This window comes from Streptomyces sp. NPDC048644 (assembly GCF_043199105.1).
In the GTDB taxonomy this organism is placed as follows: domain Bacteria; phylum Actinomycetota; class Actinomycetes; order Streptomycetales; family Streptomycetaceae; genus Streptomyces.
In genome coordinates this window covers 175,557-191,079 of the sequence record NZ_JBICVO010000006.1, presented here as the reverse complement: position 1 = coordinate 191,079, position 15,523 = coordinate 175,557, and the positions used below count along the sequence as shown (strand labels likewise).

Annotated in this window: 13 protein-coding genes and 1 pseudogene; 10 read left to right on the top strand and 4 right to left on the bottom strand. The window is 72.4% G+C overall.

What is annotated here, in order from left to right; genetic code table 11:
- The first annotated feature begins 176 nt into the window (after window positions 1-176).
- Window positions 177-749, top strand: a complete 573-nt coding sequence (locus ACGFNI_RS15915) for a DUF6344 domain-containing protein (RefSeq protein WP_393684161.1) — start codon at window positions 177-179, stop codon at window positions 747-749.
- Window positions 750-1,136: 387 nt separating this feature from the next.
- Here the strand turns inward: ACGFNI_RS15915 and ACGFNI_RS15910 are convergent, their stop codons facing one another.
- Window positions 1,137-1,862, bottom strand: a complete 726-nt coding sequence (locus ACGFNI_RS15910; protein WP_393684160.1) for an aspartate/glutamate racemase family protein — start codon at window positions 1,860-1,862, stop codon at window positions 1,137-1,139.
- 342 nt (window positions 1,863-2,204) lie between these two features.
- On the opposite strand from ACGFNI_RS15910, the gene ACGFNI_RS15905 reads away from it, so the two are divergent.
- The gene (locus ACGFNI_RS15905) at window positions 2,205-2,918 is read left to right on the top strand and encodes a transglycosylase family protein (protein WP_393684159.1); all 714 of its coding nucleotides are present in this window, start codon (window positions 2,205-2,207) and stop codon (window positions 2,916-2,918) included.
- Between the two features lie 277 nt (window positions 2,919-3,195).
- Here ACGFNI_RS15905 and ACGFNI_RS15900 read toward each other — a convergent pair whose 3' ends face one another.
- Entirely contained in the window at window positions 3,196-3,906 is a 711-nt protein-coding gene (locus ACGFNI_RS15900; RefSeq protein ID WP_393684158.1) for a DUF4232 domain-containing protein, read from the bottom strand.
- A gap of 324 nt (window positions 3,907-4,230) precedes the next feature.
- On the opposite strand from ACGFNI_RS15900, the gene ACGFNI_RS15895 reads away from it, so the two are divergent.
- Genes ACGFNI_RS15895 through ACGFNI_RS15880 form a run of 4 tightly spaced genes read left to right on the top strand, consistent with a single transcriptional unit; the run spans window position 4,231 to window position 7,796 of the window.
- Window positions 4,231-5,115 (top strand): hypothetical protein, encoded by an 885-nt coding sequence (locus ACGFNI_RS15895; RefSeq protein ID WP_393684157.1) that lies wholly within the window; start codon window positions 4,231-4,233, stop codon window positions 5,113-5,115.
- Complete coding sequence (locus ACGFNI_RS15890) at window positions 5,112-6,266, top strand: hypothetical protein (protein ID WP_393684156.1); 1,155 nt, start codon at window positions 5,112-5,114, stop codon at window positions 6,264-6,266. Before ACGFNI_RS15895 ends, ACGFNI_RS15890 begins: the two co-directional genes overlap by 4 nt.
- Window positions 6,267-6,298: 32 nt before the next feature.
- Window positions 6,299-6,691, top strand: a complete 393-nt coding sequence (locus ACGFNI_RS15885) for a hypothetical protein (RefSeq protein WP_393684155.1) — start codon at window positions 6,299-6,301, stop codon at window positions 6,689-6,691.
- Window positions 6,692-6,701: 10 nt separating this feature from the next.
- The gene (locus tag ACGFNI_RS15880; protein ID WP_393684154.1) at window positions 6,702-7,796 is read left to right on the top strand and encodes a hypothetical protein; all 1,095 of its coding nucleotides are present in this window, start codon (window positions 6,702-6,704) and stop codon (window positions 7,794-7,796) included.
- Between the two features lie 27 nt (window positions 7,797-7,823).
- On the opposite strand, the gene ACGFNI_RS15875 is transcribed toward ACGFNI_RS15880, so the two are convergent.
- Together ACGFNI_RS15875 and ACGFNI_RS15870 are read right to left on the bottom strand one after the other, a co-directional pair.
- Entirely contained in the window at window positions 7,824-8,696 is an 873-nt protein-coding gene (locus ACGFNI_RS15875) for an HpcH/HpaI aldolase/citrate lyase family protein (RefSeq protein WP_393684153.1), read from the bottom strand.
- A gap of 5 nt (window positions 8,697-8,701) precedes the next feature.
- On the bottom strand, window positions 8,702-9,763 hold the full coding sequence (locus tag ACGFNI_RS15870; RefSeq protein WP_393684152.1) for an HpcH/HpaI aldolase/citrate lyase family protein: 1,062 nt from the start codon (window positions 9,761-9,763) through the stop codon (window positions 8,702-8,704).
- A gap of 377 nt (window positions 9,764-10,140) precedes the next feature.
- On the opposite strand from ACGFNI_RS15870, the pseudogene ACGFNI_RS15865 reads away from it, so the two are divergent.
- The 4 genes and pseudogenes from ACGFNI_RS15865 to ACGFNI_RS15850 form a co-directional block, all read left to right on the top strand.
- Window positions 10,141-11,190, top strand: a pseudogene (locus ACGFNI_RS15865) (chitinase); the annotation flags it as partial.
- A 352-nt stretch (window positions 11,191-11,542) separates the two neighbouring features.
- A complete protein-coding gene (locus tag ACGFNI_RS15860; protein ID WP_393684638.1) occupies window positions 11,543-12,007 on the top strand; it encodes a CBS domain-containing protein in 465 nt (154 codons plus the stop codon).
- Window positions 12,004-13,302: an SLC13 family permease gene (locus tag ACGFNI_RS15855; RefSeq protein WP_393684151.1), complete on the top strand. Its 1,299-nt coding sequence runs from the start codon at window positions 12,004-12,006 to the stop codon at window positions 13,300-13,302. The genes ACGFNI_RS15860 and ACGFNI_RS15855 overlap by 4 nt, the downstream gene beginning before the upstream one ends.
- Before the next feature lie 130 nt (window positions 13,303-13,432).
- Window positions 13,433-15,505, top strand: a complete 2,073-nt coding sequence (locus ACGFNI_RS15850; protein WP_393684149.1) for an APC family permease — start codon at window positions 13,433-13,435, stop codon at window positions 15,503-15,505.
- Window positions 15,506-15,523: the final 18 nt, after the last annotated feature.

Here is a 15,523-nt window from a genome sequence, read left to right as displayed (position 1 = left end):
AGGGCCACGCCCCGCCCCCGCTACTGCGTACGGGTGGTGTTCATCCGAAGAACGGCTCTGCGGGGGCGTCGGTCCTCGGATCCTCGCATTGCGTACTCATCATGAGAAAGCACAACAGACCCGACACGGATTCCGGCGGTCCATCCGCCGGGACCACTCACGGAAAGCGAGGGGCCATGGCTGCGACCAAGGTCATGAAGTTCTGGGCGGTGTGCCTTGCGGTGCTCGGCAGGCTGCTGGCGACGTTCCGCTACGCCGCACCCGGCGCAGCCGCGTGCCGCCGGGCCGCTCTCTACGGCGACATGCTGCACGGTGCCGCCCCGTACAACCCGGCGACCGTCCCGGCACCCGCCGCACCGGTACCCGCCGCACCGGTACCCGCACCGGCGGCTCCGGATGCCGCACCCGTACGGCGCGGCAGCATCCCGGAGCCCGCCGCACCGGTCGGCTCCCGCGCCCGGCGGGCACCCGCGGCACTCCCCCTTGCGCCCCCCGGCTTCACCGCAGGCCCGTTCGTCCCCGCGATGCGCGCCCACGGCAGACCGCAGTTGCCGCCCACGATCAAGCAGCGGATCCGCGCCGAGGCCCACGGCTCATCGCCCACCTCACGCAGCCGCCTGGCCACCGGCGTCGAACCGCTGCCGACCGTCTCGGCCGACGGCGCGCGGCAGGGGTCGGCCGACGAGGACGAGAGTCCGGCGGCCATCCCCGCCGCCCGCAGTCGCGAACACCACGCGTGCACCACCTGACCTCCGGCCCGCCCCGCCACGGGGATCCGGGCCGCACCCCTCGCACGCACGCCGGGTGCGCGGCGCCTCCAAGCGCCGCGCGGCAGCACAACTCTCCGCAGTCACAACGGAGTTGACGGAAGAATCGGCCGCGATGGTCTACCAGGACCACCCGCGGCCCGTCCGTGTCACACGACCACCGCGCCCGGAGACGCAGCCCGGGGCGTGCAGCAGCAGCAGACGCAGCAGCAGACGGCCGACGCGGCATCGTGAGCCGCGGCAGGCCGGGCCGGCGCACCGGGCGGCGCGTGAACACCCCGCGCCGATGGAGCCGTTGCGGCCCGCAGAACGTGATCCACCCGCCCCGCCCCGGCCCCCGTCCGGCGCGCGGTCCGCCCTCCTGCCTCCTCAGCCACCGGCCGTCCCGCCCCGCCATGTGGGCAGCGGGCGCAGTCCGGTGGCGGTGTCGTAGGCGGCCCTGGCGAGCAGGCGGGTGGAGTCGAGGGTGGGGAGCGGGGAGACGTCGGGGGTGAGCAGGAGGGGGATTTCCGTGCAGGCGAGAGCCACCGCGTCGCAGCCGCGGGCGGCCAGGTCCTCGACGACGCGGCGGTACCGGATGCGGGACGCCGCGGTGAACTCGCCGTTGACCAGCTCGTCGAAGATGATGCGGTGGATCGTGCGGCGGTCCTCAGGGGACGGCAGCACGGTGTCGATCCCGTGGGAGCCGAAGGCGCGCGGGTAGAGGTCGCTGTCCATGACGTACGTCGTGCCGAGCACGCCGACGCGGCGGCGGCCGTCGCGGGCGGCGCGGTCGGCGACGGTCCCGGCGATGTGCAGGCCGGGCAGTGCGAGGTCGGCGCCTGGTACTTCCAGGGCGAGGTGCGCGGTGCTGTCGGGGCAGATGAAGAAGTCCGCCTCGGCGTCGGCCAGTCGCCTGGCGCTGATGGCCAGGGTGTCCCGTACCGCGGCGTGATCGCCGGCGTCCCAGGAGTCCATGCTGGCGCCGAAGGCGATGTAGTCGAGGGTCACGTCGGGGTGCGTGTGGCGGCCCGTACGACGGAACCCCTCCTGGCAGAAGCTGAGGAAGCAGAGCGCTGCGCCCTCCGTGCTGTGGGCGACGATGCCGAGGTGCATGCGGTGGTGCCCTCCGAGGCGCTGGGATGCGGTGGTGGTGTGCGGGGGCCGTCGGTGCCGGCGGCCCGCGCCGCGAGGCGGGACAGGAGCATGCCCAGCATCCGGGCCGTTAGCGGAATCCCGGGGGCGGGCTGAACCCGCCCTGCGGAGCGAGGAATTCCGTGCGGGCGGCGGGTGCGTACGGGATCCGGCCGGTGCTCCGCGGCGGCCAGCCGGGTGAAACACGCGCATTTCGGGCTCACCAGACGTCCCGAAAAGCATATTGCCCGTTTCTATGTGTCTGCCCACCGGCCGTGGCGAGCATCGCGTCACGGCTTTGCCGGAGCCCGGAGGAGAACTGTCATGTCGTCGCCTCTCGCCAAACGGTCCGTCGAAGCGGTCCTGTCCGTACTGCTGGTCCTGCTGAGCGCCCTCGGCATCGGCGGCCAGAGCGCGGTGGCGGCGGTCGCGCCGGCCGCCAAGTCGTCCGTCGCACCGGCCGGACCCGACTGGGACCACATCGCCCGCTGCGAGAGCGGTGGCCGCTGGCACACCAACACCGGCAACGGCTACCACGGCGGCCTGCAGATCGCCCCCTCCACCTGGCGGGCCTACGGCGGCAAGCGGTACGCACCGCGCGCCGACCTCGCGTCGAAGTCCCAGCAGATCGCGGTCGGCGAGCGCATCGCCCGCGACCGCGGCCTCGCCCCGTGGCCCAACTGCGGGCGGCTCGGCGCGACGGGTACCGCGGAGAACGGCGTCAGCAGCGCCACCCACGAGCCCCCGGCCGCCCAGCACACACCGGCGCCGCAGGCACGCAAGCACCACGGCGGCACCACACCCCGCACCTCGGGCGGCACCACACCCCGTACATCGGGCGGCACCGTGCAGCAGCACACCGGTGGACGGCTCACCGGCAAGAGCTACGTCGTGCAGCAGGGCGACTGCCTCTCCGTCATCGCGCAGCGCGCCCACATCTCCGGCGGCACCCAGGCACTCTACGAGCTGAACAAGAAGACGCTCCACGAAGGTCCTGACCACATCTACCCCGGTCAGCACCTGGTCCTGCGGGCCTGAGCGCGGCCCGGCGAGCCATCGCCCGCACCGTGGAGAGGCAGCATTCCGTGAGAAGCAGGCCGTATCCGGAGAACCGCCCGATGCAGCACCGCACCGGAGCCCTTCGCCCCGCTCCCCGCACCGCCGTTGGCTGTGCCGCGGCGGGTCGTACCACCCGACGACCGCGCCCGGACCGGCACTCCGATGGGCGGAGGGCAACGGTCCGGGCGGCGGGAGCGCTCCGGGGGAGAGCGCGTGACCGGGCCGGTCAGGGCAATCGGCTCGATCCGATGGTGGTTCAGCTGCCGTTGACCGGGTTGACGAAGGTGCCGGGGTGGGTCGCGCCGGACTGGTCGAGGATGGCGCCGCCGAAGGGCCACTTCAGCTGGAAGTTCTGCTTCTCGTTGGGCGGCGTGATCACGACGATGCCGGGCTCGACCTTCTTGTCGCTGCCGCTGGTGGTGGGCAGCAGACTGATGGTGAAGGAGGTGTGCTCGCCGGGCTTGAGGGTGCGGGCGGTCGCCGGCTTGTTGGAGCGCTGCAGGTCCCAGTCGCCCTCGCCGCCCTTGATCTGAACGCCGGGGAAGCCCTGGATGGTGCAGCTGCTGCTGCCGGTGTTCTTGAACCACACGGCCGCGGTCTGCTGGTCGTCGCTGTTCATGTCGGGCCTACCGCCACCGTCGGAGCCCCAGCCTGCCGTCATGTGGGCGGTGGTGCAGCGGCCACCGGAACCACCGGCTGCGGGCGCCGCGTTGGGCTTGCCGGTGTCGCCGCCGGAAGCCTTGGAGTCGCCGGAACCGGCGGCCGGCTTGCCGGCTTCGGCGGCGGGGGCGTCGGCCTTCGGGTCGGCCGCGGACTGCTGGGAGGCGTCGGACGCGGAGGCGGCGGGTGCGGAACCCGAGGCGTCGGCCTTGCTGTCGTTGCACGCGGTGAGCGACAGGGCGGCGGCGAGCAGCGTGGCGGCGGCAGCGGCCTTGCGTCCGTGGCGGAGAGCGGTGTGGCGCGACATGGTGGATCCCCCTGGGTGGGCGGTGGGTGGTGCGGCGGCCCTTCGTCCGGCCCGCTGAAAACAATGGTGCCGGGCGACGCTGGTGATCTGCTAACAGGCCGCTAACGTCCCGAAGACGTTCCGCTCGCCGGGCCGTGAACCGGCAGGTGAGGGAGAACGGCGCAGGTGGGGGACGGGGACGGGGAGGCGGTGCGGGCGCGTCACCCGCCGGGTCGAACTTCCCGCAACGGAAAGGGAATTACCCACACTTTGTGCGGCGGCCGTGTGTCAATGTGGACGTGGATCGCATCGCTTCACACGTTCTCAAGAGCTGAGTGGGTACCGATGATCTCCAGTGGTGCAACACCGCTCCCCGGCTGGCGGGGCGGGGACGGCAACGCCGCCTATCTGGACAAGACGCTGCGGCACGAACCGGTCGAGCTGGGACTCAACGAACGGGTCGGCGGCAAGCTGCTCATGGCGTTGGTGGGCAGGGCGGCGGTGGTCGCGGGCATCGTCGCCATGGTCTTCGGCTTCGTCGCGGCGCAACTGCTGAAACACCCGTCGGGCAGGTCCAACGCCGGCCCCCAGGGGGGAAATCCCCTGGACGATCTGTTATCGATGTCCTTGGTCGGTGCCGGCACGGTGGCCATCTGGGTCCTCGTCTTCCTCGCCGTCCTCTTCCTCAGCCGGGTGCCCGAACCGGTCGCCGAGTGGCGGGTGCTGCTGGCCGACCGGCCCGACCGGGCGGAGACCGTGTACCAGCGGATCAAATGGTCCCTGACCACTCGCAACTACCCCATCAAGGCCAAGGCGTTCGGCACCCGCATCGCGCTGCACCACAAGCCGTACGTCGCCTACGTCTCGGTCTTCAACTACGGCACCAGCCTCTACCTCGGCTGGACGATGTGGCGGGCGCGCCGCGGCACGACCCTGTTCGCCCGGTACTTCATGGAACTCTTCCGCAGCATGACGGGCGACGGCGGTATCGAGCGTCAGATGCTGCGCAGCGAAGGCGCCACGGTCATGCGCGAGGCGGTCCATCTGGCCTGCCGCGAGGGGCTGATGGTCGCCGTCGAGAGGGGGGCGGGCGCCGCGGGCGATGTGGCGCGGTCGCACCCCACGCCGCCGCCGGCCGCACCGCCCGGCGCTTCCCCGGCCCCGTCCGCCCTGCCGGGGCAGAACCGTGAGCCGTCCGTGCGGGACGGGGAGGCCGGCGCCGCCGGATGAGCGTCCTCGTCTCCGACGGGCCCGCGGGGGCGTGGGCCTGGGCCGGCATCCGGCTCGAACCTGAACCTGCGATGGCCGCCAATGGCGCCCATGTCGGCCTGCCCGAGTCCCAGCGGCGCGCCGAGGCGACCGCGCTCGAACAGGTCTGGCTGTCCCGGCAGTGGCAGCCGGACGGGCGCGCCTTCGAGCTGCGGTACGTCACGGCACCGGGCGGTGGCGTGCGCTGCGTGCTGCTCTGCCGGATGCACGGTCCTGACGGGGCATCGGCGTCCGCCGCGGCCTTGGCCCTGCGGGAGGCGGTGGCGGACACCCCGCGGCACGTCAGGTCGGAGCCGATCGCTGACGAGGACGAACTGCGCGCGGCGCTCGTCCCGTTGGCCACCCCGCGGCCCTGCCTCGCCGAGGTCCGCAAGCGCATGGCGTGGGCGTGGCTGGAGCGCCGGGACGCCGACTTCCGGCTGGGGGTGGTGTGTGCCCCGCTGCGCGGGGAGACGGTCAGCTGGGAGCCGGTGTGGGACGCCCTCGCCCGCGCGGGTGAGGGCACGGTGGCCGGCGTCTGCCTGGAGCCGTACGCGCCGTCGCCGGCGCTGCTGTCCTACCTCCGCTATCTCGCCCAGGAGTACGACAGGCTCGCCAGGCCAGGACGGCCCAACCCGGTGTTCGTGCAGGACGTCCCGCCCGATCCGTTCGCGGTGCGCGCGGCGCCGCTCTATCAGCAGGCGCTGGACGCCTGCGCGGGCCCCGGCTACCGGCTGCGGGTCTCCGTCGCCGGGGCCGGGAGTGTCGTCGGCGGTCTCGCCCAGCAGATCGCCGCCACGCTCTCGCCTGCCACCGCGACGGGCGGCGGCGCGGTGGCCGCCGCCGTCCCGGCGCACGAGTGGGCGGCTGCCTGGACCAACCTCACCGGCCTCCAGCGCGCCTGGCTCGACACCACGTACGGCCAGGACCTGCCGCTTCCGCCGGGCGAACCCGAGCAGGTCCTGGCCGACCTCGTCGACGTGCCGCAGGCCGCCGCCGCCTTCCGCTTCCCGTACGAGATCCCGGGCCGCCCACCGCTGTTCGCCACCGCGGCACGGGGCGCCGGGACCGCAGGTCCGCGTGCGGCGGGCGGCGCCCCGGCCGGGCGCGACCCGTACGCCCCGGACTTCTGACCCGCCCGCCCCACCACCCTCTGGAGCCCGCCGTGCCATCCCCCGACCACGTCCTCACCCTCGCGTTCGACGGACCCGCCGACGACACCGACGACTTGGCCCGCTCGCTCGCCGAGTGGCTGAACGACGACGAGGAACTCAGCGGCGCGGCACGGCTGCGCATGGTGCCGCCCGCGCCCGGGGAGCAGGGCGGGCTCGCGGATGCCGCCGAGGTGCTGGGTGTGGTGGGCCCGGTGGCGGAGGCGCTGGTCAGCTGCGTGGGGGTGTGGCTCGTCCAGCGGGCCAGGTCCCGGCGGGTCAGCCTGCGGGTGAGCCGTCCCGACGGCACCCGCGTCGAGCTGTCGGCGGGCAGCCCGGAGGACGCGGCGGCCGTCGAGGCGCAGCTGCGCCGGTTCCTGGATCCCGGCCCCGGCGGGCAGGGCTGAGCGCCGGACCGTGCCGTCCGATTCCTGGCCGCCGCTGGTCCCGGTGGCAGCGCGCTCCGCCGCCGTCCTGATCGGCACCGCCACGGCCGTCGTACCGGGCTCGCTGCCGCCGCTCCCGCAGGCGGCGGCGAGCGTCACGGCGCTGGCCGCACAGCTCACCGGCCCGCTCGGTGCCTTCGACCCCAGCGCCGTACACCGCCGTGTCGATCCGCAGACCCCGGCCGACGTGCTCCGGCTGCTGCCCGCGCCAGGACGCGCCCCGCTCGACGTACTCCTCTTCTTCTACGCGGGCCACGGCCTGCTGGGCGAGGACAAGCGGCTGTGCCTGGCGCTGCCAGGTTCGGTGGACGACGGGCCGGTGGTGGAGCGCACCTCGTTGCCCGTTGCCGCCGTCTTCCAGGCGATGCGGCAGGTGCGGGCCGAGCACAAGGTCGCCGTGCTTGACTGCTGTTTCGCCGGCCGGGCGCTGGACGCGGCGGGCGCTGCCGACATCCATCTGCTGACCGCGGCGGGCCGGACGAAGAAGGCGCTCACCCCCGAGGGCCACGAGCACACCGGCTTCACGGCCGCCCTGCTGCGGCTGGCCGCCGACGGGATACCCGACGGGCCTGACCACCTCGACCTCGGCACGCTCTACCGGCACCTCGCCGTCACCCTGCCCGCGGCCGGGCTGCCGGAGCCGCTGCAACGGGCCTTCGGCACCACCGGGGACCTCGCGCTGTTCCGCAACTCCGCGCACGGCACCGCGCACACCCGCCCCGGGCTGCGCGCCCGCGCCCGTTTCGCGGCGCAGGTCAGGGCACTGGGACGGCGGGGGCGCCCCGGCCGGGCGGCGCAGGCGGCGCGGCTCTTCGCGGCACTCGCCGGGGACGCCGCGGCGGCACTCGGCCCCGCCCATCACGACAGTCTGCGCTACCGCCACGCCCATGCGTCCACGACCGGTGAGGCGGGCGATCCGGATGCGGCATGTGCCTTGCTGGAGGGGATCGTTGCGGAGGGGACGCCGGAAGCCGGTGCCCAGGGGCCGGCGGCGGCCCGTGCGAGCCTGGAGTTCTGGCGGCGTGAGGCGGCCGGCCGGCCCGGCCCTGACGTGCCGTCGCCCTGACGAGGGTGGCCGGCCCCGACCGCCTGGCTACCGCCCCGCGACCGCCTCGGCGAGTGCCAGGATCCGGCGGGCGTCCTCGACGTGCAGGTTCTCGATCATCCGCCCGTCGACGGTGACGACGCCGCGTCCCTCGCGAGCCGCCTCGTCGAAGGCGTCGATGATCCGCCGGGAGTGGGCGACCTGTTCCGGTGAGGGGGCGAACACCTCGTTGCACGGGCCGACCTGCGCGGGGTGGATGAGGGTCTTCCCGTCGAAGCCCCACTGCCGTCCCTGGACGCACTCGGCCTCGAAACCGGCGAGGTCGCGCACGTCGTTGTAGACGCCGTCGAGGATCGCCTTGCCGGATTCGCGGGCGGCGAGCAGTGCCAGCGAGAGGCCGGTCAGCAGCGGTGCCCGGCCGGGTACGTGCTCCGCGTGCAGCTCCTTGGCCAGGTCGTTGGTGCCCATCACCAGCACCGTGAGTCGTTCGCTGGCCGCCGCCACCGCGCGGGCGTCCAGCATCGCCCGCGGCGTCTCGACCATCGCCCAGATCGCCGTGCGGTCCGGGGCGCCCGCCGCCTCCAGGGCCCGTTCGACGTCCCGTACCGTCGCGGCGGATTCCACCTTGGGCACGACGACGGCGTCCGGGCCCGCTTCGGCCGCGGCCCGCAGGTCGTCGGCGTGCCAGGCGGTGCCGGGCCCGTTGACCCGGATCGTCACCTCGCGGTGGCCGTAGTCGCCGGACGCCGCGGCGGCGGCCACCCGCTGCCGTGCCTCGTCCTTGGCGTCGGGTGCGACGGCGTCCTCCAGGTCGAGGATGAGCGCGTCGGCCGGCAGGGACCTGGCCTTCTCCAGGGCGCGGGCGTTGGCGCCCGGCATGTAGAGGACGGAGCGGCGCGGTCGCAGGGTCGCGTCGGGCACGGTGGTCACTCCTTTTCGGCGGCGGCGTAGGCGTCGCGCAGTTCGGGGTCGCGGGCGGCGAGGGTGTCGGCGAGGCGGGCGACGACCTGGCACTGCTTGTACGTGGCGTCGTCCTGCATCTTGCCGTCGATCATGACCGCTCCGGTGCCGTCCCCCATCGCCTCGATGACCCGGCGGGCCCAGGCGACGTCGGCGGGCGCGGGCGAGAAGACCTTCTTCGCGATGCCGATCTGCACCGGGTGCAGGCTCCAGGCGCCGACGCAGCCGAGCAGGAAGGCGTTGCGGAACTGGTCCTCGCAGGCGGTGGTGTCCTTGATGTCGCCGAACGGGCCGTAGTACGGCAGGATCCCGTGCGCCGCGCACGCGTCGACCATCCGCGCCAGGGTGTAGTGCCACAGGTCCTGCTGGAAGACGGCACGCGGCGCGTCCGGCTGCTCCGGCCGCGGGTCCTGGCGTACGAGGTAGCCGGGGTGTCCGCCGCCGACCCGGGTGGTCTTCATCCGGCGGCTGGCGGCGAGGTCGGCGGGGCCGAGCGAGATGCCCTGCATCCGGGGGCTGGCCCCGGCGATCTCCTCGACATGGGCGACGCCGGTGGCGGTCTCCAGGATCGCGTGCACCAGGATCGGCCGCCGGACGCCGGCCTTCGCCTCCAGCTGGGCGAGCAGCCGGTCGACGTAGTGGATGTCCGCGGCGCTCTCCACCTTCGGCACCATGACGACGTCCAGCTTGTCGCCGATCTCGGTGACCAGAGAGAGCAGGTCGTCCAGCGCCCAGGGCGAGTCGAGGCTGTTGATGCGGGTCCACAGCTGGGTGTCGCCGAAGTCGGTGGAACTGGCGATGTTCACCAGTCCCGCGCGTGCGGCCTCCTTGCGGTCGGCGGGGACCGCGTCCTCCAGGTTGCCCAGCAGCACGTCGACGGTGGGGGCGATGGACGGCACCTTCGCCGCCATCTTCTCGTTGCCCGGGTCGAAGAAGTGGATCATCCGGGACGGCAGGAACGGCACGTCACGTACCGGCGTCGGCGCCCCGACAGCCAGCGGGCGGAAGAAGTCCTTCGGAGAGCGCATGCAGTCTCCCTGGTCGGATCGAGGGTGGCCGGCGGCCCCGCGCCGGGTCCGCCGCGGCCTCACTCTAGGGGCGCGGAACGGCGATGCTACTGGCCAGTATGTGTGGGGTTGGTCACCGACGGCGAGCGGCGGGGCGGGAGTTGGCCTGCCGCGTCCGGGCGGGTGTGCGGGCCGCGAGGCCCGGATGAGACGCCCGTAATTGGTCCAGGGCACTCGGCGCGGTCCGGCCAGGAGTGCGGCATTCCGTCGTCCGAATTGGTCTAGTCCTATTGTGGTCCGATCCATTGACATGGCCCCGACGACCGGGCTATCCCGGTAACCGATGCCGCTGCGTACGGGGGGAATTGGCGGTCCACCTCCTCACACCTTGGACGGACATGAGACAGCTGCGCACGCTCCGAACGGCCCTTACCGCAACCGTCGCCGCCGTGGCCGCGGCGGGTCTGGCCGTGCTGGGCGGTGGCCCCGCTCAGGCGGCGACGCCCCTCCCGCACCGCGTCTTCGCCCCCTACTTCGAGTCGTGGACCGGCGAGAGCCCGGCCAAGCTGGCCGCCGACTCCGGTGCCAAGCACCTGACGATGGCGTTCCTCCAGACCACCGAGCAGGGCTCCTGCACGCCGTACTGGAACGGTGACAGCGGTCTGCCGATCGACCCCACGTCGTTCGGCGACGACATCAAGGCCATCCAGAAGAACGGCGGCGACGTCATCCCCTCGTTCGGCGGCTACACCGCCGACACCACAGGCACCGAGATCGCCGACAGCTGTACCGACGTCGACAAGATCGCCGCCGCGTACGAGAAGGTCATCACGACGTACGACGTCTCGCGGCTCGACATGGACATCGAGGTCGACTCGCTGGACAAGTCCGACGGCATCGACCGGCGCAACAAGGCCATCAAGAAGGTCCAGGACTGGGCCGCGGCCAACGGGCGCCAGGTCGAGATCTCCTACACGCTGCCGACGACCACCGATGGCCTGGCCGACAACGGCGTCGCGCTGCTGCAGAACGCGGTGGACAACGGCGCCCGGGTGGACGTCGCGAACCTCATGACGTTCGACTACTACGACAACGCTAGCCACGACATGGCCGCCGACACCAAGACCGCGGCCCAGGGCCTGCACGACCAACTCGCCTCGCTCTACCCGGACAAGTCCGCGGCGCAGCTGTGGGGCATGGTCGGCGTCACCGAGATGCCCGGTGTCGACGACTTCGGACCGGCCGAGACCTTCACCCTGGACAACGCCAAGACGGTCTACGACTGGGCGGTGTCCAAGGGCATCAACACCCTCTCGTTCTGGGCGCTTCAGCGGGACAACGGGAGCTGCCCCGGAGGCGCAGCCGCGGACAACTGCTCCGGCATCCAGCAGGGCACCTGGGACTTCACCCACCTCTTCGCGCCCTTCACCGGCGGCGACGCGGCCCCGGCCCGCACCTCCTGACACCACACCCGCGCACCTTCACGGCGATGCCCGGCAGGCTTCCTGCCGGGCATCGCCGCGTCCGGCGCCGGACGCGTCCCGGCAGCCCGCGCATGCGTCAAGAACCTGTCAACAAGCCGTAGGGATCATGTAAGTTCGCCGGTGGAGTGCCGGGAAGTCTGGTCGGCGGATGAGGGAGAACTCTCTTCACCGACCGAGGGGCGCCACTGCCATGACCCGCACGTACCGCAGCCCGGTGGCTCCGGTGGCCCGTATGTTCCGCGTCAATGACTCCGTCGGCATCGCCGTAGCGGCCGACGATGAGGCGCAGGACATTCCGGAATCCGAAGGAGCCACCATGCGCGCACGTGACCTCGCGGCCGACTACCCGTCCGTCGGTATCGACAGCGACGCACTCGACGCCGCCAGGATGATGGCCCGTCAGCAGCTGCCCGCCCTGCTGGTGGTCGACGCCGCCGGCGCCCCCGCCGCGATCCTGCCCGCCTCGCAGGTGGTCAGGACGCTGGTGCCCGACTACGTCATCGAGGACCCGGCGCTGGCCGCCCTCATCGACGAGAAGCACGCCGACCGCCTGGGCCAGGCGCTGGCCGGCCGCCGCGTCGGTGACTGCCTGCCCGCCACGGCACTCCCGCTGCCGGTCGCCGGCCCCGACGACACGGCGCTCGAAGTCGCCGCGCTCATGGCGCAGGTCCGCAGCCCTCTGGTGGCGGTGGTGGCGGCGGAAGGGCAGGGGCGCAACCGGCACCTCATCGGGGTGATCACCGCCTCGCACCTTGTGAACCGACTCCTCGGAGAGACATGAACGACTGGCAGAGCTGGGCGGCGATCGTCGTCTTCACCGGCACCTACGCCCTGATCATCAGCGAGAAGGTGCACCGGGTCGCCGCCGCGCTCGGCGGCGCGGGGCTGATGCTCGCGATCGGGGCCACCGACGACGTCTCCGCGTTCTACTCCGAGGACAGCGGCATCGACTGGAACGTCATCTTCCTGCTGATGGGGATGATGATGATCGTCGGCGTGCTGAAGAAGACCGGCATCTTCGAATACCTCGCGATCTGGGCCGTCAAGAGAGCCGGCGCCCGGCCGTTCCGGGTGATGGTCATGCTGATAGTGATCACGGCGGTGGCCTCGGCACTGCTGGACAACGTCACCACCGTGCTGCTCGTCGCCCCCGTCACCCTCCTCGTGTGCGAGCGGCTCGCGCTGCCCGTCGCGCCCTTCCTGATCGCCGAGGTGCTGGCGTCGAACATCGGCGGCACCGCCACCCTCGTCGGCGACCCGCCCAACATCATCATCGCCAGCCGCGCCGGCCTGACCTTCAACGACTTCCTCGTCCACCTGGCCCCGCTGAGCGCCCTGCTGATCGTCGTCCTGATCGCCCTGTGCCGCTTCCTCTTCCGCAAGACCTTCGTCTACGACGCGGACCGGGCCGCCGAGATCATGGAGCTGGACGAACGCGAGGTCCTGAAGGACCGCCGGCTGCTCGCCCAGGGCCTGGTCGTGCTGCTGCTGGTCGTGGCCGGATTCGTGCTGCATCCCGTGCTGCACATGGAACCGAGCATCGTCGCGCTCCTCGGCGCCGGTCTGCTCGTCGCCGTCTCGTCCGTGCGGACCGGCGAGGTGCTGACCGAGGTCGAGTGGCCCACGCTCGCCTTCTTCGCCGGGCTGTTCATCATGATCGGCGGCCTGATCGACACCGGCGTCATCGGCCAGGTCTCCAAGGCGCTCGCCGACACCATCGGCAGCAGCGAAGCCGGCGGCTCGATGGTCCTGCTCGGCGCGTCCGCCGTGCTGTCCGGCGTCGTCGACAACATCCCCTACGTCGCGACCATGGCCCCCATCACCCAGGACCTGGTCCACCAGATGGGCGGCGGCGCCGACCACGTCCTGTGGTGGGCCCTCGCCCTCGGTGCCGACCTCGGCGGCAACGCCACCGCGATCGGCGCGTCCGCCAACGTCGTCGTCCTCGGCATCGCCGAACGCCACCGACAGCCCATCGGCTTCTGGCAGTTCACCAAATACGGCCTCGTCGTCACCGCGGTCACCGTCGCGCTGTCCGCCGGATACATCTGGCTGCGGTATTTCGCGCTGGCATGAGGTGCGCCGGGCCCGCCGCGATATCCGCATGGGCGGACCTGGTGCTATGCGGCGGAAATGCAGGCGGTAAAGCGCGGGCCGGCCGCGCCGGAGCCGATGCGGGCGGTGCCGTGGCTTTACGCTCGCCGGCGTGGCCAAAATCGTGGATGCGGTAAAGCGGTTACTGATCGGGCGGGCGCTGCCGAGCGAAGGGCTCCAGGAGACGCTGCTGCCCAAACGGCTCGCACTGCCGATTTTCGCCTCCGACCCGCTGTCGTCGGTCGCCTATGCCACGCAGGAAATCCTGCTGGTGCTGACCCTGGCGGGTCTCGCCACGCTGCACCTGGCCACCTGGGCGGCGCTCGCCGTCGTCGTGCTGCTGGCGGTGGTGGTGCTGTCCTACCGCCAGGTCGTGTACGCGTATCCGTCGGGCGGCGGCTCCTACGAGGTGGTGTCGACCAACCTCGGCCCCTCGGCGGGGCTCGTCGTGGCGGCTTCCCTGCTCGTCGACTACGTGATGACGGTCGCCGTCTCCGTCGCGTCGGGCGTGGACAACGTCATCTCGGCAATTCCGTCCCTCCACGAATACCGGACGGGGATGGCGCTGATTTTCGTCGCCCTTCTCGCGACGGTGAATCTGCGCGGGGTACGGGAATCCGGCCGCGCTTTCGCCGCGCCCACCTATCTCTTCATCGCCGGGGTGCTCCTCATGTGCGCCACGGGCCTTTTCCGCTGGGCCATCGGCGACGCGCCGGTGGCGGAATCCGCCCGCTACGGCGTCGAACCCGCACCGGGAGACGCCCACTTGGCCGGGTTCGCGCTGCTCATGCTGGGCCTGCGGGCGTTCTCCAGCGGCTGCACCGCGCTGACCGGGGTCGAGGCCATCTCCAACGGCGTCCCGGCGTTCCGCAGGCCCAAGTCGAAGAACGCCGCCGCCACGATGAGCGTGATGGGCCTGATCGCGATCGTGATGTTCTCCGGCATCACCGCGCTCGCCCTGATCGCCGACGTCCACATCACCGACGACACCTGCCGCCTGACGGGCTTCACCGGCGACTGCGCGAGCACCCCGCAGCGCACCGTCATCGCCCAGCTCGCGGCGGCCATCTTCGGCGGCGTGCACAGCGTCGGCTTCTTCTACCTCCAGGCAGCCACCGCCCTGGTCCTGGTGCTGGCCGCCAACACCGCCTTCAACGGCTTCCCCCTGCTGGCCTCCATCCTGGCCCAGCACCGCTACCTGCCGCGCCAGCTCCACACCCGCGGCGACCGGCTGGCCTTCTCCAACGGCATCGTCGCCCTGTCGGTGGTGGCCGGCGCCCTCCTCTGGGCCTTCCACGCCTCCGTCACCCAGCTCATCCACCTCTACATCCTGGGTGTCTTCACCTCCTTCACGCTCTCCCAGACCGGCATGGTCAGGCACTGGAACCGCGCCCTGCGCGCCGAGCAGGACCCGGCCGTGCGGCGCCGCCACCAACTCGCCCGCGCCATCAACGCGTTGGGCGCCGTGGTCACCGGCCTGGTGCTGGTCGTCGTGCTGCTCACGAAGTTCCTCCAGGGCGCCTACCTGGCGGTGCTGGCGGCCGTCATCCTGTGGCTGATGATGCGCGGCATCCGCCGGCACTACGACCGCACCGCGGCCGAACTCGCCGTCGCCGACCCGCGGACGGAGCTGGTGCTGCCCTCGCGGGTGCACGCCGTCGTACTCGTCTCCAAGATCCACAAGCCGACGCTGCGGGCGCTGGCCTACGCGCGTGCCACCCGGCCCGACACGCTGGAAGCCCTCACCGTCGCCGTCGACCGCGGCGAACTCGACGCCCTCACCGCGCAGTGGGAGGCGGCCGGCTTCGACACGCCCCTGAAGACCCTGGCCTCCCCGTACCGCGAGATCACCCGCCCCGTCGTCGAATACGTCCGCTCCATCGTCCGGGCCGGCCCCCGCGACGTGATCAGCGTCTTCATCCCCGAATACGTCGTCGGGCACTGGTGGGAGAACCTCCTGCACAACCAGTCGGCGCTCTGGCTCAAGAGCAGGCTGCTGTTCACACCAGGGGTGATGGTCACCAGCGTCCCCTGGCAGCTCCGTTCCTCCACCCGCAGGCCCCCGCGCCCCAGCGTGCGCGCCCCGGGCTCGGTCCGTCGCGGCGAGCCCGCGCTGGCCGCCTGGGCGCGGCGCGGCACCGCGGGCCGGGGGCGCGGCACGCCACCGGAGCCCGGCGCCGGGTGACGCCGGGGACCGGCCGCG

Excerpts from the sequence above, each read along its gene's own strand:
- ACGFNI_RS15915 (WP_393684161.1), top strand. The coding sequence starts at position 177 with ATGGCTGCGACCAAGGTCATGAAGTTCTGGGCGGTGTGCCTTGCGGTG.
- ACGFNI_RS15910 (WP_393684160.1), bottom strand. The coding sequence starts at position 1,862 with ATGCACCTCGGCATCGTCGCCCACAGCACGGAGGGCGCAGCGCTCTGC.
- ACGFNI_RS15905 (WP_393684159.1), top strand. The coding sequence starts at position 2,205 with ATGTCGTCGCCTCTCGCCAAACGGTCCGTCGAAGCGGTCCTGTCCGTA.
- ACGFNI_RS15900 (WP_393684158.1), bottom strand. The coding sequence starts at position 3,906 with ATGTCGCGCCACACCGCTCTCCGCCACGGACGCAAGGCCGCTGCCGCC.
- ACGFNI_RS15895 (WP_393684157.1), top strand. The coding sequence starts at position 4,231 with ATGATCTCCAGTGGTGCAACACCGCTCCCCGGCTGGCGGGGCGGGGAC.
- ACGFNI_RS15890 (WP_393684156.1), top strand. The coding sequence starts at position 5,112 with ATGAGCGTCCTCGTCTCCGACGGGCCCGCGGGGGCGTGGGCCTGGGCC.
- ACGFNI_RS15870 (WP_393684152.1), bottom strand. The coding sequence starts at position 9,763 with ATGCGCTCTCCGAAGGACTTCTTCCGCCCGCTGGCTGTCGGGGCGCCG.
- ACGFNI_RS15860 (WP_393684638.1), top strand. The coding sequence starts at position 11,543 with ATGCGCGCACGTGACCTCGCGGCCGACTACCCGTCCGTCGGTATCGAC.
- ACGFNI_RS15855 (WP_393684151.1), top strand. The coding sequence starts at position 12,004 with ATGAACGACTGGCAGAGCTGGGCGGCGATCGTCGTCTTCACCGGCACC.